Consider the following 16,418-nt stretch of genomic DNA (forward strand, 5'->3'; position numbering starts at 1 on the left):
TACTTGCCTCCATCAATGGCAAACTATCGGGGCAAACGCCCCACGCTGGCGCAGCCAGCCACGGGTTCGCGCATGACGTTTTGCCGATCCACCATTCGCTTGCGGATGTATGCCCATATGACACCAAAGAAGGCCCGATGAACAGCCCATCCAGTCACGTCCCCCTGCTCATGGTCACCGGCGGAGCCGGTTTCATCGGTGCCAACTTCGTCCTGCAGGCCATCGCCGATGGTCTGCGCGTGGTGAACCTGGACAAGCTGACCTACGCCGGCAACCCCGACACGCTGGCTTCGCTGGACGGGAACGAGCGGCACCTGTTCGTGCAGGGCGACATCGGCGATCGTGAACTGGTGGCGAAGCTGCTGGCCGAGCACCGGCCCGACGCCATCGTCAATTTCGCCGCCGAATCGCATGTGGACCGCTCGATCGACGGCCCGGCCGAGTTCGTGCAGACCAATGTGGTGGGCACGCTGGGCCTGCTCGAATGCGCCCGCGACTACTGGCGCGGCCTCGAGGGCGCCGCCCGCGACGGGTTCCGCTTCCTGCACGTGTCGACCGACGAGGTCTACGGCTCGCTGGGCGCCGAGGGCAAGTTCACCGAGACCACGCCGTACGCTCCGAACTCCCCGTACTCCGCGTCCAAAGCCGCCTCCGACCACCTGGTGCGGGCGTTCCACCACACCTACGGCCTGCCGGTACTGACCACCAACTGCTCGAACAATTACGGGCCGTACCAGTTCCCCGAGAAGCTGATCCCGCTGGTGATCCAGAAGGCGCTGGCCGGCGAGCCCCTGCCGGTCTACGGCGATGGACTCAACATCCGCGACTGGCTGTTCGTGGGCGATCATTGCAGCGCGATCCGCCGCGTGCTGGACGCCGGTCGCGTGGGCGAAACCTACAACGTGGGCGGCAATGCCGAGCGCGAGAACATCACCGTGGTGAAGACCATCTGCGCCCTGCTCGATGCGCGCCAGCCACTGGCCGACGGGCGCCCCCGCGAATCGCTGATCACCTACGTCAGGGATCGCCCCGGCCACGATCGCCGCTATGCGATCGATTCGAGCAAACTGCAGGACGAACTGGGCTGGCGGCCGACCCACACCTTCGAGACGGGCATCGCGCAGACGGTGGACTGGTATCTCGCCCATCAGTCGTGGAGCCAGCGCGTGCTCGACGGCAGCTATCGCATGGAGCGGCTCGGCTCATGAGCACGACGCAGAAAGGCATCATCCTTGCCGGTGGTTCCGGCACGCGGCTGCACCCGATCACCCGCGCGATCAGCAAGCAGCTGCTGCCGGTGTACGACAAGCCGATGATCTACTACCCGCTGGCCACGCTGATGCTGGCCGGTATCCGCGAGATCCTGATCATCAACACACCGCACGAACAGGAAATGTTCCAGCGTCTGCTCGGCGATGGCTCGCAGTGGGGCCTGGACATCCGCTACGCGGTGCAACCCTCGCCGGACGGGCTGGCCCAGGCGTTCACCATCGGCCATGATTTCGTCGACGGCAAGCCGAGCTGCCTGGTGCTGGGCGACAACATCTTCTACGGCCACGGTTTCACCGAGCGCCTCAAGCGTGCCGCGGCGCGCGAACACGGCGCCACCGTGTTCGGCTACTGGGTGAAGGACCCGCAGCGTTACGGCGTGGCGGAATTCGACGCCGACGGGAAAGTGGTCGGGCTGGAGGAAAAGCCCGCCACACCGAAATCGCACTACGCCGTCACCGGACTGTATTTCTACGACGCCCGCGTCTGCGATTACGCCGCGGCGCTGAAGCCGTCGCCGCGCGGCGAGCTGGAGATCACCGACCTCAACCGCTGCTACCTCGACGACGGTTCGCTGCACCTGGAGCAGCTCGGCCGCGGCTTCGCCTGGCTCGACACCGGCACCCACGAATCGCTGATGGAAGCGGGCAACTACATCGAGACGATCGAGAACCGGCAAGGCCTGAAGGTCTGCTGCCCGGAGGAGATCGCCCACCTCAACGGCTGGATCGACGACGAACAGCTGCTGGGCCTGGCCGCGCCGCTGGCCAAGACCGGCTACGGCCAGTACCTGCAGGGCCTGGTGCGCGAGGGACACGCCCGATGAAGGTGATCCAGACCAGCCTGCCCGGCGCACTGATCCTCGAACCGCAGGTGTTCGGCGATGCCCGCGGGTTCTTCTACGAAAGCTACAACGAGGCGAAGTATCAGGAGGCCGGCGTCGATCACCGCTTCGTGCAGTCCAACGTGTCGCGCTCGGCGCGCGGCGTGTTGCGCGGCCTGCATTACCAGTGGCCGAATCCGCAGGGCAAGCTGGTCAGCGTGCTCGAAGGCGAGGTCTACGACGTGGCGGTGGACATCCGCCGCGGCTCGCCCACCTTCGGTCAGTCGATCGGCGTGATGCTGACGGCCGACAACCATCGCCATTTCTGGGTGCCTGAAGGTTTCGCGCACGGCTTCTGCGTGTTGTCCGAGTTCGCCACCTTCAGCTATCAGTGCACCGCGCTGTATGACCCCAGGGCCGACGCGGGCATCCGCTGGAACGACGCCGCGCTCGGCATCGACTGGCCGATCAGTGCGCCGCTGCTGTCCGACAAGGACGGCAAGACGCCCCTGCTCGCCGACGTGCCAGCGGAGCGCCTTCCGGTCTACGTGGCATGAAGATCCTGCTGCTCGGGGCCAACGGCCAGCTCGGCCGCAGCCTGCTCGATCACGGCGGCCTCGCCGCGCGCGGCGAGCTGGTCGCCGCCAGTCGTGATGGCGTGCTGGCCGGCGGCGGGCACGGCGAGCTCGCCGACCTGTCGAACCCCGCATCCCTGCCCGCCCTGCTCGACCGCCTGCAACCCGACCTGATCGTCAACGCCGCCGCCTATACCGCAGTCGATCGCGCCGAGCAGGAGGAGGCCCTGGCCACCCGCGTCAACGGCGAGGCGGTGGGCGTGCTCGGCCACTGGGCCGCGGCACGTGGCGCGCTGGTGATCCACTACTCCACCGACTACGTGTTCGACGGTCGGCAGTCGCAGCCGTACGTGGTCGACGCAGCCACCGGTCCGCTCGGCGCCTATGGCCGCAGCAAGCTGGCCGGCGAACTCGCGCTGCGCGACAGCGGCGCCGACCATTTCATCTTCCGCACCGCCTGGGTCTACGCGGCGCACGGCCACAACTTCCTGCGCACCATGCTGCGCCTGGGCGCCGAACGCGACGAGCTGCGCGTGGTGGCCGACCAGCACGGCGCACCCACCGACACCGGCTTGATCGTGGACGGAACGCTCGCCGCACTCGATCGCTGGTTGTCGTCGGATCGTGTGCAACGCGATGCACTGGCCGGCACCCATCACCTGGTTGCCAGCGGCGCGACGACCTGGCACGGCTTTGCCGGCGCGATCTTCGCCGAGGCCGCCACCCAGGGCCTGCTGGCGCGCGTGCCCCGCGTGCTCGTGATCGACAGCAGCGAATTCCCCACGCCGGCCGTGCGTCCGGCCTGGTCGCTGCTGGACAATGGCGGTTTCCAGCGGCATTTTGGCCTTGCCCTGCCCGTCTGGACGCGGGGCTTGCGCGATGTCGTGCGCCAGCTTGCCTCATCCATGCATTGAACGAGATCCTGCCACCATGTTGATCCCCCTCATCCTCAGCGGTGGCAGCGGCACCCGGCTCTGGCCCGTCTCGCGCAAGAACCTGCCCAAGCAGTTCCTCGCGCTCGCCGGCAAGGGCACGCTGTTCCAGCAGACCATCGCGCGCACCCGCCAGCTGCCCGACGTCGCCGCGCCGATCGTGGTGGCCAGCGAGGATCACCGCTTCCTCGCCGCCGACCAGTTGCTGGAGGCCGGCATCAGGGACGCCAGCATCGTGCTGGAACCGCTGGCCCGCAACACCGCGCCGGCGATCGCGCTGGGTGCGTTGCAGGCCTTGCAGCGCGACCCCGAGGCCATGCTGCTGGTGTTGCCGGCCGATCACCTGATCGGCGACACCGACGCCTTCGTCGAGGCCGTGAGACAGGCGCAGCCGCTGGCGGCGCAGGACTGGCTGGTGACGTTCGGCATCCGCCCGGACCGGCCGGAAACCGGCTTTGGCTACATCCGTCGCGCCGACGCGATCGACCGCCACGGCTATCGCGTCGAGCAGTTCGTCGAGAAGCCCGACCTGGCCACCGCCGAGTCCTACCTGGCCGACGGCGGCTACGACTGGAACTCCGGCATGTTCCTGTTCAAGGCCGCGCGCTACCTGGAAGAACTGGCCGCGCACGCGCCGGCAATGCTGGAAGCGGTGCGCATGGCGCACGCGAAAGCCACGGTCGATCTGGACTTCGTGCGCATCGACCGCGACGCGTTCGCCCAAGTGCCCGACGACTCGATCGACTACGCCGTGATGGAGAAGACCCGTCGTGCCGCGGTGATCCCGGTCAGCTGCGCATGGAGCGACATCGGTTCGTGGTCGGCACTGTGGCTGACCGGCGACAAGGACGCCGACGGCAACCTGCGCGAAGGCGACACCCTGGCGGTGGACACGCATCGTTCGCTGCTGCGTTCGCACGACCGCCACCTGCTGGCCACCGTGGGCGTCGACGACCTGATCGTGGTGACCACGCCGGACGCGACCCTGGTGGCCCACCGCGACGCCGCGCAGGACGTGAAGAAGATCGTCGAGCAACTGAAGGCCGCCGGCCGCAGCGAACACTCGCTGCATCGCGTGGTGCACCGCCCCTGGGGCAATTACGACTCCCTGGAGGAAGGCGAGCGCTTCCAGGTCAAGCGGATCCAGGTCAAGCCGGGCGCGTCGCTCAGCCTGCAGAAGCATCATCATCGCGCCGAGCACTGGATCGTGGTCTCCGGCACCGCCGAGGTGACTTGCGACGACAAGGTGTTCCTGCTCGGCGAAAACCAGAGCACCTACATCCCGCTGGGCAGCAAGCACCGCCTGCGCAACCCCGGCAAGGTCGTGCTGGAACTGATCGAGGTGCAGTCCGGCAGCTATCTGGGTGAGGACGACATCGTGCGTTTCGACGATGTCTACGGCCGCGTCTGAGCGCGACGGCCGTTGCCGCAGCGGGCCACGGATTCGCTGAAACGGGAACCTCGATTCGCCCCATGGCTGCCGACCGCCACGTCGTTCAGGCCGTCTGCGCGCACTTCGCCGACGCGGGCCAGGAGCCCGTCCCGGCGGTGCGCAGCACGGCTTGGGCCGCCCATTCGCCGGTCTCGCAGCCACCTTCCATGAAGCCCTGGTTGTCGAACGCGCAATGCTCGCCGGCAAAGTGCAGGTTGCCCACGCGCTCGCCGATGGCGCCACGGATGCCGGTCCATTGGCCTGGCAGGAAGCACGCGTAGCTGCCCAGGGTCCACGGGAACGTGGGCCAGTGCATGCGCGCCTCGCGCGCCCCGTCCCTCGCCCCGGACAGTCCCGGGAAGACCGCTTCCAGTTGTTGCACGGCGGCGGCAGCCTGCTGCTTCGCGCTGCCGCTTCCCAGCTCGACGCCATGCCGTCCGCCGGTGAAGTTGGTCAGGATGCCGGCCGTACCAGGCTGCATGCGGCTGGTTTCCCAGGTGGTCTGCAGCGGCAGGTCGGTATAGATGGCGCCACCGCTCTGGTGGCGCGTGTGCCAGACCCGCTCGTTGAAGCCGATCATCAGCTTGGCGTTGGTGCCATAACCGAGTTCGGCGATCGCACGGCGTTTCACCGCCGGCAACGCCGCGTCGATGCGTACGCAGCGCAACGTGGTGAAGGGCAAGGCCAATACCACCTGTTGCGCGCGCACCTCGAATGCGCCGGCATCGCGCTTGAAGCCCAGCACGTAGCGGCCATCGGCGCCCTGGCCGAGCGACTCCAGCACGCTGCCAGTGTGGATGGCGTCGGCCAGTCCCGCGCCCAACCGCTGCACGATCAGGTCGTTGCCGCCGCGCGCGTGGAAGCGCTCGTCGCTTTCGCCGAAAATGCGGAAATGGTCCCGACCCGGATCAATGAAGGTGAGGAAATTCAGTGCGGACTGTTCGTCGCAGTCCAGTCCCATCTCCGTCGTGTAGGCCACCTGGATCAGGGTGCGCAGCCAGCCGCTGGCGCCCTGGCGATCCAGCCATTGCGCGATCGTTTCGCGATCCAGTCGCTGCGCGCCGCCGGGCGTGGCCGCGGTGATTTCTTCCTCCGGCAAGGTCGCCGCGTCTCGGGCGATCGCCGCGGCCAGCGGCGCGAATTCGCGCAGGATGTCGTCCTCGCCGTAACGCCGACCGTTGCAGAACCAGATGTCGCCGAACGCCGCCGTGGGATCGCGCGACAGATCGTCCAGTTCGATGCCCAGCTCACAGGCCAGCGCGCGGATATGCACATGGCCAGTGTCGATCAGCTCGCCGCCCAGTTCGCACACCTGGTTGTCGGCGAAGTGGCCGCGCAGGCTGAGCATGCGCCCGCCGATGCGCTCCTGTGCCTCGTACACACGCACCGGCACGCCGGCCTGGCGCAGCCGGCGCGCGCAGGTCAACCCGGCCACGCCGGCGCCGACCACCACCACTTCATCCGTGCCGGTGGCGCGAAGGGGCATCGGCACGCGTGCGCAGGCGCCCAGCATCAGCGCCGCGGAAGCCACCGCCGATTGCCGCAGGAATCGGCGCCGCGCATGATCCACCCGCAAGCTGCGTTCGCGCGCAATCGCCTCATCCAGCGGTTCGCCCGTACTCCGGGACACGGCCGCAATCGCCGCGGCCCGCCGCAACACATCGACCAGAGCCGTCCGAGCCATCGTCTTACCCCCAGTCGGTACACCCCCGCGCACGGGCGCAGCCTACGCCGAATCTGCCACCGCATCGATTGCAACGACAGGTATCCCGGGGCCACTCCCGACGGCGACCGCGCTGCGCCCCTGAGCCTGGGCGATCGTCACTCGATGTGGAAATGGCGTTTGAACGGGACGCCGACCGCGGCCGGCTCTTCCAGCTCACGGGCGTAGCGATGCCCCGCATACACCGCGTGGGCGATCAGGCCCGGCGCCTCGGCGTCGCCGATGCAGCGCAGTGATTGCAGGCCCGCAGCGGACCACTCGGGCTCGCGCCGCAACAGCTCCTGGTACAGCGCGTCGTCGGGCAGGCGGGCGGTGACCGTGACGACAGCGTCGCAGGCCAGCTCGCGGCGCTGGTGGTCCCACACGTTTTCGATGGCGAGCGTGCTGCCGGCGTAGCCGGTGATGTCGTGCGACACGATCGCCTCGATACCGAGCTTGGCCATCCGCTTGCGGATATGCCGGTAGTCCAGCGTGTGCTGGCTCCACGGTGCGATGCTGTCGTCCGGGGTCAGGCAGGACACTTCACAACCGCGCAGCGCCAAGGCTTCGGCGGCGACGCCGGCGTAGTAGAAACCGTCGTCGTCGAACACCACCACGCGACCTTCGGGCAGACGGCCATCCATCAGGTCGTCGGGCGTATAGATGCGCGCGCCGTCGGCGAAGCCGTCGATGGCCGCGCCGTGGCTGCGGCCGTAGCCGTCGCGGCGCCAGTGGCAGCCGGTGGCGATCACCACGTGGTCGGCGCCGAAGTCCAGCACGTCCTGCGCGGTGAGTACGGAATCGAGATAGACGGCTATATTCGCCAGCTTGCGGATCTGGCCGACGCGCCAGTCGCGCACGCGCGCCCATTCGGCCAGCCCCGGCAGGCGCGCTTCGCGGGTGACGCGGCCGCCGAGTTCCTTGCGCGCCTCGGCCAGGCTCACCTCGTAGCCGCGCTGGCCCAGCGCACGCGCCGCTTCCAGCCCGGCCGGGCCGGCGCCGACCACCAGCACGCGCGCCGCCGAGCGCTTCGGCGCGATGCGCTCCGGGTGCCAGCCCTTGCGCCACTCCTCGCCCATGGTCGGGTTCTGCGTGCAGCGGATCGGCGAGATCGTCATGTCGCCGGAAACGCAGATGTTGCAGCCGATGCATTCGCGGATGTCGTCGCTGCGGCCTTCTTCGATCTTCTTCGGCAGGAACGGATCGGCGATCGACGGACGCGCGCAGCCGATCATGTCGAGCACGCCGCGCTTGAGTTGCGAGACCATGGTGTCGGGCGAGGTGAAGCGGCCCACGCCGACCACCGGCTTGCTGGTGGTCTTCTTCACGAAGTCGATGAACGGCTCCTGCGCGCCTTCGGCGGCAAAGCGCGAGGGCACCGAGTCGTTGTACCAGGCGGCCACGTTCACGTCCCACAGGTCGGGCAGCTCGGCCAGCATGGCGACGATTTCCTTCGCCTCGGCCAGCTCGACGCCGCACGGCCCCAGCAGCTCCTCGGTGGCGAAGCGCAGCGCCACGGCGCAGGTGTCGCCCACCGCATCCTTGGTGTCTTCGAGCACCTCGCGCAGCAGCCGCACGCGATTCTCCAGCGAGCCGCCGTACTCATCGCTGCGCTGGTTGCGCCGGCGCTGCAGGAAGTGCATCGCCAGCGACAGGTCGTGCGCGGCGTAGACGTAGATGATGTCCATGCCCGCGCGCCTGCCGCGGACGGCTGCTTCGCGATGCCAGCGGCGGTATTCGCGGATGTCGTGCTTCGTCATTGCCCGCGCCTGGTGCGGGTAGCCGTACTTGGTCGGCTGGTGCGACGGCGCGATCAGCACTTCGCGCGAATACAGGTTCGACGCGGTGGGGCCGTTATGGGTGAGTTCCAAGGCGGCCAGCGCGCCGTGCGCGTGCACCTTGTCGCACATCAGCGCCAGCGCCGGGATGTCGCGGTCGTCCCACAGCCGCGCCTCGACGTACGGCGTGAGATCGCCGCTGGGGTGGATTTCGCACTCCTCGGTGGAGACCACCGCCCAGCCACCCTCGGCCTTCACCTCGCGCATCGCCGCGTGCGCCAGCGGCATCGCGTGGCCCATGCCGTTGCAATGCGGCACCTGGAAGAAGCGGTTTTTCGCGGTCACCGGGCCGATTTTCACCGGTTCGAACAGGATGTCGTAGCGGGGGTCGCGCATGGTGCTCAGGCCTCGGTGGCAGCGACCGGCTTGCGCCGCCACCGCATGAAGACATACAGCGGCAGGCCCGCGGCGATCAGGCCCAGCGCATACACGAACGGCCCGCCGCCGATGCCGACGAAGGCGAAGACCACATACGCCGTGCCGATGCCCGCCACCAGCAGCACGCCGCGCCCGCTGCAGCCCGGCGCGCCGCGCCGCCACAGCACCGCCAGCGCCAGCGCGCAGGCCAGGTACAAGGGCAGGTTCGCCGCCGTCACCACCAGGGTGATGAAGGTGAATGCCGCCACCAGCGAACTGCTGTAGCTCATCCACACCATCACCGAGGCTAGCGTCGCGGTGATCAGCAGGGCCGCAACCGGCGCGCCATGACGGTTGCTGCGCGCAAGCAACGGTGGCAGCACGCCGTTGTCCGCCATGGTGCGGGTCAGTTGTCCGGCCAGCAGGGTCCAGCCATTCAGGGCGCCGAGTCCGCTGATCACCACGAACAGCGCCAGCCAGCGGCCCGATCCGGCGTGGCCGAACGTGTCCATCAGCAGCGCAAACGGTGCGCTGGCGCTGGCCAGCACGTCCTGCCGCAACAACAGCAGCGGCACGGTCGACACCACGACGTAGATCAGCGCGACCACCACCGCGCCCGTCATCGTGGCGCGCGGAATGGTGCGGCCGGGGTTGTCCACGCGGCTGGCCGGAATGCTGGCCGATTCGATGCCCAGCATCGCGAACAACGCGATGGTGGAGGCCGCCATCACGCCGGCAAGCGTCACCGGGGTGGTCGGCGGATGGGCCGCATAGCTGCCCGGCGAGTTCAGCAACACCCAGCCGCCAAGCACGGCGATCGCCAGCATCGGCAGCAGCTTCAGCGTGGTGGTGACGATCTGCACGATGCCGCCGGTGCGCACGCCGAGCAGGTTGACCAGGGTGAACAGCCACACCAGCGCCAGCGCGAACCACACCGGCGGAATGACGCCGAGTGCCGGCATCACCACGGTGACGTAGCCCACCACGCCAGTGGCCAGCGCCGCGTTGGTCAGCCACAGCGACACCCAGTACGCCCACATCGACATGTAGGCCGGCAGCTCGCCCAGCGTGTCGCGGACATAGCCGTACGGGCCATCGGCCGCAGGCAGCGCTGCGGACAGATGCGCGAATACCCGCGCCAGGGTGAGGCAGCCGAACAGGGTGATGCCCCAGCCGATCAGCGCGTTGAAACCGAACGGCGCCAGCGACGAGGGCAGCAGGAAGATGCCCATGCCGATCACGTTGCCGACCACCAGCGTGGTGCAGGTCCAGAAGCCGATCCGGCTGCGGTCACGCATCTCGACGCGTGCCTGTCCGCTTCGGTGGCAGCGCATGCGGCGACGAACTCATGCAGATTCGCCGGCCGGCCCTGCATAGGCCCCGCGCAACAGGTTCTGGAAATGCCATACGCCGCTTTCGCGCTTCGGGTTGAGCCGGCCGGGCGTGTACGCGCCGGAGGCCAGCCCCCGCTGCACCGCCTCGCAGATGCCGATGTCCTCGTTCTGCACTTCGTCGCTGAAGCTGCGGTCGGCCTCCATGCGTGCCTGCGCCGCGGCGTCCTGCGCGTAGTAGTAGTCGAACACGATGCGGCAGCGGCCCGGGCCCAGCGGCAGGATGCGATTGGTCTGCAACCTTCCCGGCATGATGTTGAGCATCACGTTGGGATAGATGAAGTAGTAGAACGCCTCGCCGTCGCCGTAGATGTCGGTGCTGTTGCGCAGCGGCGAGGATTGCAGCGAATGCCAGGGGAACAGCTCGGTGTCGTAGGCGCGGTAGTCGAGCACCTTCGACAGGCCCGGATGCACGTGCGGCAGGTGGTAGCCCTCGAGGTAGTTGTCGACGTAGACCTTCCAGTTGCAGTCGATGTCGTAGGTGTCGCGGCGCAGGTAGCGCATCGCCGCCAGGTCGATCGGCGCGATGCGTTCGGCGATGCCGGCATAGACCTCCTCGAACGGCGGCACGGCAGCGTCCAGCGCCACGAACACCAGCCCCTGCCATTCGTGCACGCGCAGCGGCGGCAGGCGGATGTCCTCCACGCGGAAGTCGGCGGCGTCCTGCATCTCCGGCGCGCTGCGCAGCTGGCCTTCCAGCGTGTAGGTCCAGCCGTGGTACTTGCAGTGCAGCGCCCGCGCGCCCTTGCCGTCGCACAGCGCCAGCGGGCCGGCGCGGTGGCGACAGACATTGGGAAAGGCCCGCAGCACGCCATCCTGGCCGCGCACCAGCAGCAGGGGCACGCCGCCGACCTGATCAACCACGTGATCGCCCGGCTCGGCCAGCTGCTCCCGATGGGCCACCAGTTGCCAACTGCGTGCGAACACCGCGCGCTGCTCCATCGCCAGCATCGCCTCCCCCGCGTAGTAGCGCGCCGGCAAGGCGTGTGCCCGGTCGAGCGGTTCGACGACGGTGTCGGTGTGCATGGATTGCTGTCCCCCGGTTGGATGGCCGCGAACAACCCGGCCGATGCGACCCGCCCAGCCCGGCGGAGGCGTCCGGCTGAGCCTAGCGCTTGTGTCGAACCGGCGGCAACCGCAGCTGCGCCGCGCCGGCCGGCGCCACTATCTCCCAGCCGGATTCGGTTGTAGATTGCGGCGAACCCCGCGAGAGGCCGCTACCTTCCATGTCAGGCGCCGCACCGCTGTCGTCACTCCGGCCCGTCGCCCCGCGTGGGGCGTTCCCGTCGCCAGCACGAGGCGACGCATGATCGCGGCGTCGGCCAGCGGCACGCTGGAGCAGGCGCTGGCACACGCGGAGCGGCTGCTGCAACGCGACCCCGCACTGGCGGTGGAACAACTCGAAGAAATCCTGCACGCCGTCGGCGCCCATCCGCTGGCGCTGCAACTGCTGGCCGCCGCGCGCTTGCGCCAAGGCGACGCCCAGGCCGCGCTCGACATCCTGCTTCCCTTGGCGCCCTCGCAACCGGCTTGGGCGGCGCTGCAGCTCGACCTGGGCGTGGTGCTGGGTCGGCTCGGCCGCGGCGAGGAGGCGATCGCCGCGCTGCGCCGCGCGGTCGTGCTGCAACCCGATCTGCCGCAAGCCTGGCGCGAACTCGGCGACCACCTGATGGCAGCCGGCGAGCAGGACGCGGCGGACGCCGCCTATGCCCGGCACGTGTTGCACTCCACCCATGACCCGCGCCTGATGGGCGCTGCCGTGGCGCTCGCCGAAGGCCGCGTTCCGCAAGCCGAGGCGCTGCTGCGCGAGCATCTGAAACAGGTGCCCACCGACGTGGCGGCGATCCGCATGTTCGCCGAAGTCGCCGCCCGCGTGGGCCGCAACGAGGATGCGCTGAACCTGCTGGCGCGCTGCCTCGAACTGGCCCCCGGCTTCGACGCCGCACGCCAGCACTACGCCATGGTCCTGCATCGCAGCAACCAGCCCGAGCAGGCGCTGGCGCAGATCGAGCGCTTGCTGGCCAACGACCCGCAGCACCCGGCCTATCGCAACCTCAAGGCGGTGGTGTTGTGCCGCATCGGCGATTACGAGCCGGCCCTCGCGATCTACGCCGACCTGGTGCAGCGCTACCCCGACAACCCGCGGGTGTGGATGAGCTACGGCCACGCGCTGAAGACCGCCGGCTTCGGCGAACGCGCGATCGCCGCCTACCGGCGCAGCCTGGAGCGCCTGCCCTCGTTCGGCGAAGTCTGGTGGAGCCTGGCCAATCTCAAGACCTTCCGCTTCAATGCGGGCGACCTCGCCACGATGAGCGATCAGCTGGCCCGCAGCGACCTGTCGGACGAAGACCGCCTGCACCTGGAGTTCGCGATGGGCAAGGCGCGCGAGGATGCCGATGCCTGCGCGGATTCGTTCGCCCACTACGCACGCGGCAACGCGATCCGCCGCGCGCAACTGCACTACAGCGCGGACGCGACCAGCGCGCGGGTGGACCGCGCCTGCGCGCACTACACCGGCGAGTTCTTCGGCTCGCGCGCGGGCATGGGCTGCCCGGCGCGCGATCCGATCTTCGTCGTTGGCCTGCCGCGCGCCGGTTCCACCCTGATCGAGCAGATCCTGTCCAGCCACAGCCAGGTCGAGGGCACGATGGAGCTGCCCGAAGTCGCCTCGATCACCCGCGGCCTGCGCCGGCAGGGCGAGGGTGAAGGCGCGACGCCCTACCACGACGCGCTGGCCGCGCTCGACTCCGACGCGCTGCGCGCGCTCGGCGAGCGCTACCTCGCGCACACGCGCATTCATCGCAAGACCTCGGCACCGCTGTTCATCGACAAGATGCCGAACAACTTCATGCACGTCGGCCTGATCCAGCTGATGCTGCCGAACGCCAGAATCATCGACGCGCGCCGGCATCCGCTGGCGTGCTGCTTCTCGGCGTTTAAGCAGCACTTCGCGCGCGGGCAGAGTTTCAGCTACGACCTCGAGGACATCGGGCGCTACTACCGCGACTACGTCCGCCTGATGGCGCACTTCGACGCGGTGCTGCCCGGACGCATCCACCGCGTGTTCTACGAGAACATGGTGGCGGACACCGAGGGCGAGGTTCGCCGTCTGCTCGACTATTGCGACCTGCCGTTCGAGGACGCGTGCCTGCGCTTCTTCGAAAATCCGCGGCCGGTGCACACCGCCAGTTCGGAGCAGGTGCGCCGCCCGATCTATCGCGAGGGCGTGGATCACTGGCGCCACTTTGCGCCGTGGCTGGGGCCGCTGGAACAGGCACTCGGGCCGGTGCTGGACAGCTATCCCGAGGTGCCAGGGTTCATCTGAAAAGTTGGGGGTTGGGTTGGTTTGCCGTTCACCGGATGAGGGGAAATCGCATGCATGCAAGCAGTTCCAGACAGGCCATGAACGCCCGACGGGCGACGTTGATCCGGTTGCCACTGGCGGCCGCCATCTGTCTCGCCATGGCGGCGCCCGCCATGGCGCAGGACACCGGGCAGTCCACGCCGCCCGACACCACGTCGTCGACAAAGAAAGCCACCACGCTCAGCGTGGTCACGGTGACCGCGCAGAAACGCACGGAGAACCTGCAGAAGGTGCCGATCAGCATGGATGTGCTGGCCACCGACCAGCTCGAAGCGCTGCACGTGAAGAGTTTCGACGACTACGTGAAATACCTGCCCAGCGTGACGTTCCAGCAGGGCGGCGGCGGCATCGCCACCGGCCCCGGCTTCGTCTCGATCTACATGCGCGGCGTGACCAGTGGCGGCAACACCAACCACTCCGGCTCGCAGCCGAGCGTGGGCGTGTACCTCGACGACCAGCCGGTGACGACGATCCAGGGCCCGCTCGACATCCACATGTACGACATCGCCCGCATCGAAGTGCTGGCCGGCCCGCAGGGCACGTTGTACGGCGCCAGCGCCGAGGCCGGCGCCCTGCGCATCATCACCAACAAGCCCGACCCCAGCGGTTACGCGGCCAGCTACAGCCTGGGCGTGGACACGCTCGCCCACGGCGGCATCGGCTACACCGCCGAGGGCATGCTCAACCTGCCGATCAACTCGACCGCCGCAATCCGCCTGGTCGGCTGGCGCGAGCACGATGCGGGCTACATCGACAACAAGGCCGGCTCGCGCACCTTCCCCACCTCGGGCATCACCATCAGCAACGCGCCGGGCTGCACGGCGAGCGGAACTGCGCCCTCGTCGGCATCCCAGTGCGTCGGCCATGCAAAAGACAACTACAACGACGCCAACATCACCGGCGCGCGCGCCGCGCTGAAGGTCGACCTCGACGACAACTGGTCGATCACGCCGATGCTGATGGGGCAGCAGACCATCTCGCACGGCAACTTCGCCAGCGACCCGGCGGTGGGCGACCTGGCCGTCACGCATTTCTATCCCGAACGCGTCAACGATCGCTGGTGGCAGGGCGCGCTGACCGTGCAGGGCAAGATCGGCAACTTCGATCTGACCTATGCCTACGCGCACCTCAAGCGCAACCAGGAGGAGCAGACCGACTACAGCGACTACGGCTTCTGGTACGACGCGCTGTACGGTTCCGGCGCGTATTTCTACGACAACAGCGGCGCGCTGATCAATCCGTCGCAACACATCAGCGATCGCGACGGCTACACCAACAGCAGCCACGAGCTGCGCCTGGTCTCGCCGGCGGACGATCGCCTGCGCCTGGTCGCCGGCGCGTTCTGGCAGAAGCAGAAGCACGACATCATGCAGAACTACCAGGTCGACGGCCTGGCCGACGCGCTCTCCGTCAGCGGCTGGAGCGACACCATCTGGCTGACCCGGCAGATGCGCTACGACCGCGACGAGGCGCTGTTCGGCGAACTGTCGTGGGATTTCATCCCCGACGTGCTCACCGGCACCTTCGGCGAACGCTACTACCGCACCAGCAACCAGCTGTACGGCTATTTCGGCTACGGCGCGGGTTTCTCCTCCAGCCAGGGCGAAGCCGCCTGCGTGTCGCCCGAGCCGTTCATGGGCGCGCCGTGCCTGGACTTCAACAAGAAGGTGAAGGAGAGCGGCAACCTCACCAAGTTCAACCTGACCTGGAACATCAGCGACACCAAGATGATCTACGCCACCCGCTCCGAGGGCTTCCGCCCCGGCGGCGTCAACCGGCGCGGCACCTTGCTGCCGTACCACGCCGACTTCCTGATCAACCAGGAGCTGGGCTGGAAGACATCATGGCTGAACAACCGGGTGTCCTTCAACGGCGCGGTGTTCCGCGAAACCTGGAACGACTTCCAGTTCCCGATCCTCGGCGCGAACGGCCTCACCGAAATCAAGAACGCCAACTCCGCCCGCATCGACGGCCTCGAATCGCAACTGAACTGGCAGGCCACCTACAACCTGCAACTGACCGCCGGCTGGGCGCTGTATCGCGCGCGGCTGACCGCCAACTACTGCGGCTTCACCGACGCCAGCGGGCGCCCGATCACCGACTGCCCGCCCGGCTCGCTCAACCCGCAGGACGGCAGCGTGGTGTCCGGGCCGCTGGCGCCCAGGGGCACCCAGCTGCCGATCACGCCGAAGTTCAAGGGCAACCTGATCGCGCACTACAGCTTCAACATCGGTGACAGCGACGCGTTCGTGCAGGCGGCACTGGTCCACGTCGGCAAGCGCACCACCGACCTGCGCCTGAGCGAGCGCGCGCTGCTCGGCGACCTGCCCGCCTACACCACGCTGGACCTGTCCGCCGGCGTGCAGAAAGGCAGCTGGTCGGCCGACGTCTACATCAACAACGCGTTCGACAAGCGCTCGGCGCAATACAAGTACACCGAGTGCGGCGTCGACGTCTGCGGCGCGCACGGCGTGGTGGCGCCATACCCGAACGGTCAGGTCTACACCGGCTACAGCCTGCCGCGCACCATCGGCATCCGCTTCAAGCAGGAGTTCTAGTCGTCCGCGACACGCCGCTGCCCCGCACGAATGGGGCGGCGGCGTGTCGTCGTGCGCGCGATGTGACGCCGGATCGAGTCCGCTGGTCCATCAGGGGTCAGGCGATCGCCAAATAATATTCACACTCATGATAGTTAATATTGACGAGTGGTGAATTTGCCCGCATGATGCAACGGC

The 16,418-nt window shown here is 68.2% G+C and carries 11 protein-coding genes; 7 read left to right on the top strand and 4 right to left on the bottom strand.

What is annotated here, in order from left to right:
- The first annotated feature begins 137 nt into the window (after window positions 1–137).
- From rfbB to AC3A56_RS04715, 5 genes are read left to right on the top strand one after another with little or no spacing between them, the layout of a single operon-like run.
- On the top strand, window positions 138–1,208 hold the full coding sequence (gene rfbB, locus AC3A56_RS04695; protein ID WP_487769503.1) for a dTDP-glucose 4,6-dehydratase: 1,071 nt from the start codon (window positions 138–140) through the stop codon (window positions 1,206–1,208).
- Window positions 1,205–2,095: a glucose-1-phosphate thymidylyltransferase RfbA gene (gene rfbA, locus AC3A56_RS04700; RefSeq protein WP_487769504.1), complete on the top strand. Its 891-nt coding sequence runs from the start codon at window positions 1,205–1,207 to the stop codon at window positions 2,093–2,095. The genes rfbB and rfbA overlap by 4 nt, the downstream gene beginning before the upstream one ends.
- Window positions 2,092–2,649 carry a dTDP-4-dehydrorhamnose 3,5-epimerase gene (gene rfbC, locus AC3A56_RS04705; RefSeq protein WP_056717374.1) on the top strand — a complete coding sequence of 186 codons (558 nt, stop codon included), beginning with the start codon at window positions 2,092–2,094 and terminating at the stop codon, window positions 2,647–2,649. The genes rfbA and rfbC overlap by 4 nt, the downstream gene beginning before the upstream one ends.
- Complete coding sequence (gene rfbD, locus AC3A56_RS04710) at window positions 2,646–3,581, top strand: dTDP-4-dehydrorhamnose reductase (protein WP_056766734.1); 936 nt, start codon at window positions 2,646–2,648, stop codon at window positions 3,579–3,581. The genes rfbC and rfbD overlap by 4 nt, the downstream gene beginning before the upstream one ends.
- A 16-nt stretch (window positions 3,582–3,597) precedes the next feature.
- Entirely contained in the window at window positions 3,598–5,010 is a 1,413-nt protein-coding gene (locus AC3A56_RS04715) for a mannose-1-phosphate guanylyltransferase/mannose-6-phosphate isomerase (RefSeq protein WP_487769505.1), read from the top strand.
- A gap of 85 nt (window positions 5,011–5,095) precedes the next feature.
- On the opposite strand, the gene AC3A56_RS04720 is transcribed toward AC3A56_RS04715, so the two are convergent.
- From AC3A56_RS04720 to AC3A56_RS04735, 4 genes are all read right to left on the bottom strand, one after another.
- Entirely contained in the window at window positions 5,096–6,661 is a 1,566-nt protein-coding gene (locus tag AC3A56_RS04720; protein ID WP_487769506.1) for a flavin monoamine oxidase family protein, read from the bottom strand.
- Window positions 6,662–6,852: 191 nt separating this feature from the next.
- Entirely contained in the window at window positions 6,853–8,907 is a 2,055-nt protein-coding gene (locus tag AC3A56_RS04725; protein WP_487769507.1) for an oxidoreductase, read from the bottom strand.
- Window positions 8,908–8,912: 5 nt separating this feature from the next.
- A complete protein-coding gene (locus tag AC3A56_RS04730) occupies window positions 8,913–10,262 on the bottom strand; it encodes an amino acid permease (protein ID WP_487769508.1) in 1,350 nt (449 codons plus the stop codon).
- A gap of 12 nt (window positions 10,263–10,274) precedes the next feature.
- The gene (locus AC3A56_RS04735) at window positions 10,275–11,345 is read right to left on the bottom strand and encodes an aromatic ring-hydroxylating oxygenase subunit alpha (protein ID WP_487769509.1); all 1,071 of its coding nucleotides are present in this window, start codon (window positions 11,343–11,345) and stop codon (window positions 10,275–10,277) included.
- Between the two features lie 280 nt (window positions 11,346–11,625).
- On the opposite strand from AC3A56_RS04735, the gene AC3A56_RS04740 reads away from it, so the two are divergent.
- Entirely contained in the window at window positions 11,626–13,644 is a 2,019-nt protein-coding gene (locus tag AC3A56_RS04740) for a tetratricopeptide repeat-containing sulfotransferase family protein (RefSeq protein WP_487769510.1), read from the top strand.
- 77 nt (window positions 13,645–13,721) lie between these two features.
- Window positions 13,722–16,241 carry a TonB-dependent receptor gene (locus AC3A56_RS04745; protein WP_487769511.1) on the top strand — a complete coding sequence of 840 codons (2,520 nt, stop codon included), beginning with the start codon at window positions 13,722–13,724 and terminating at the stop codon, window positions 16,239–16,241.
- The last annotated feature ends 177 nt before the right edge of the window (window positions 16,242–16,418 follow it).

The organism is Rhodanobacter sp. Soil_C_14 (assembly GCF_057657335.1).

Excerpts from the sequence above, each read along its gene's own strand:
- rfbB (WP_487769503.1), top strand. The coding sequence starts at position 138 with ATGAACAGCCCATCCAGTCACGTCCCCCTGCTCATGGTCACCGGCGGA.
- rfbA (WP_487769504.1), top strand. The coding sequence starts at position 1,205 with ATGAGCACGACGCAGAAAGGCATCATCCTTGCCGGTGGTTCCGGCACG.
- rfbC (WP_056717374.1), top strand. The coding sequence starts at position 2,092 with ATGAAGGTGATCCAGACCAGCCTGCCCGGCGCACTGATCCTCGAACCG.
- rfbD (WP_056766734.1), top strand. The coding sequence starts at position 2,646 with ATGAAGATCCTGCTGCTCGGGGCCAACGGCCAGCTCGGCCGCAGCCTG.
- AC3A56_RS04715 (WP_487769505.1), top strand. The coding sequence starts at position 3,598 with ATGTTGATCCCCCTCATCCTCAGCGGTGGCAGCGGCACCCGGCTCTGG.
- AC3A56_RS04725 (WP_487769507.1), bottom strand. The coding sequence starts at position 8,907 with ATGCGCGACCCCCGCTACGACATCCTGTTCGAACCGGTGAAAATCGGC.
- AC3A56_RS04730 (WP_487769508.1), bottom strand. The coding sequence starts at position 10,262 with ATGCGCTGCCACCGAAGCGGACAGGCACGCGTCGAGATGCGTGACCGC.
- AC3A56_RS04735 (WP_487769509.1), bottom strand. The coding sequence starts at position 11,345 with ATGCACACCGACACCGTCGTCGAACCGCTCGACCGGGCACACGCCTTG.
- AC3A56_RS04740 (WP_487769510.1), top strand. The coding sequence starts at position 11,626 with ATGATCGCGGCGTCGGCCAGCGGCACGCTGGAGCAGGCGCTGGCACAC.
- AC3A56_RS04745 (WP_487769511.1), top strand. The coding sequence starts at position 13,722 with ATGAACGCCCGACGGGCGACGTTGATCCGGTTGCCACTGGCGGCCGCC.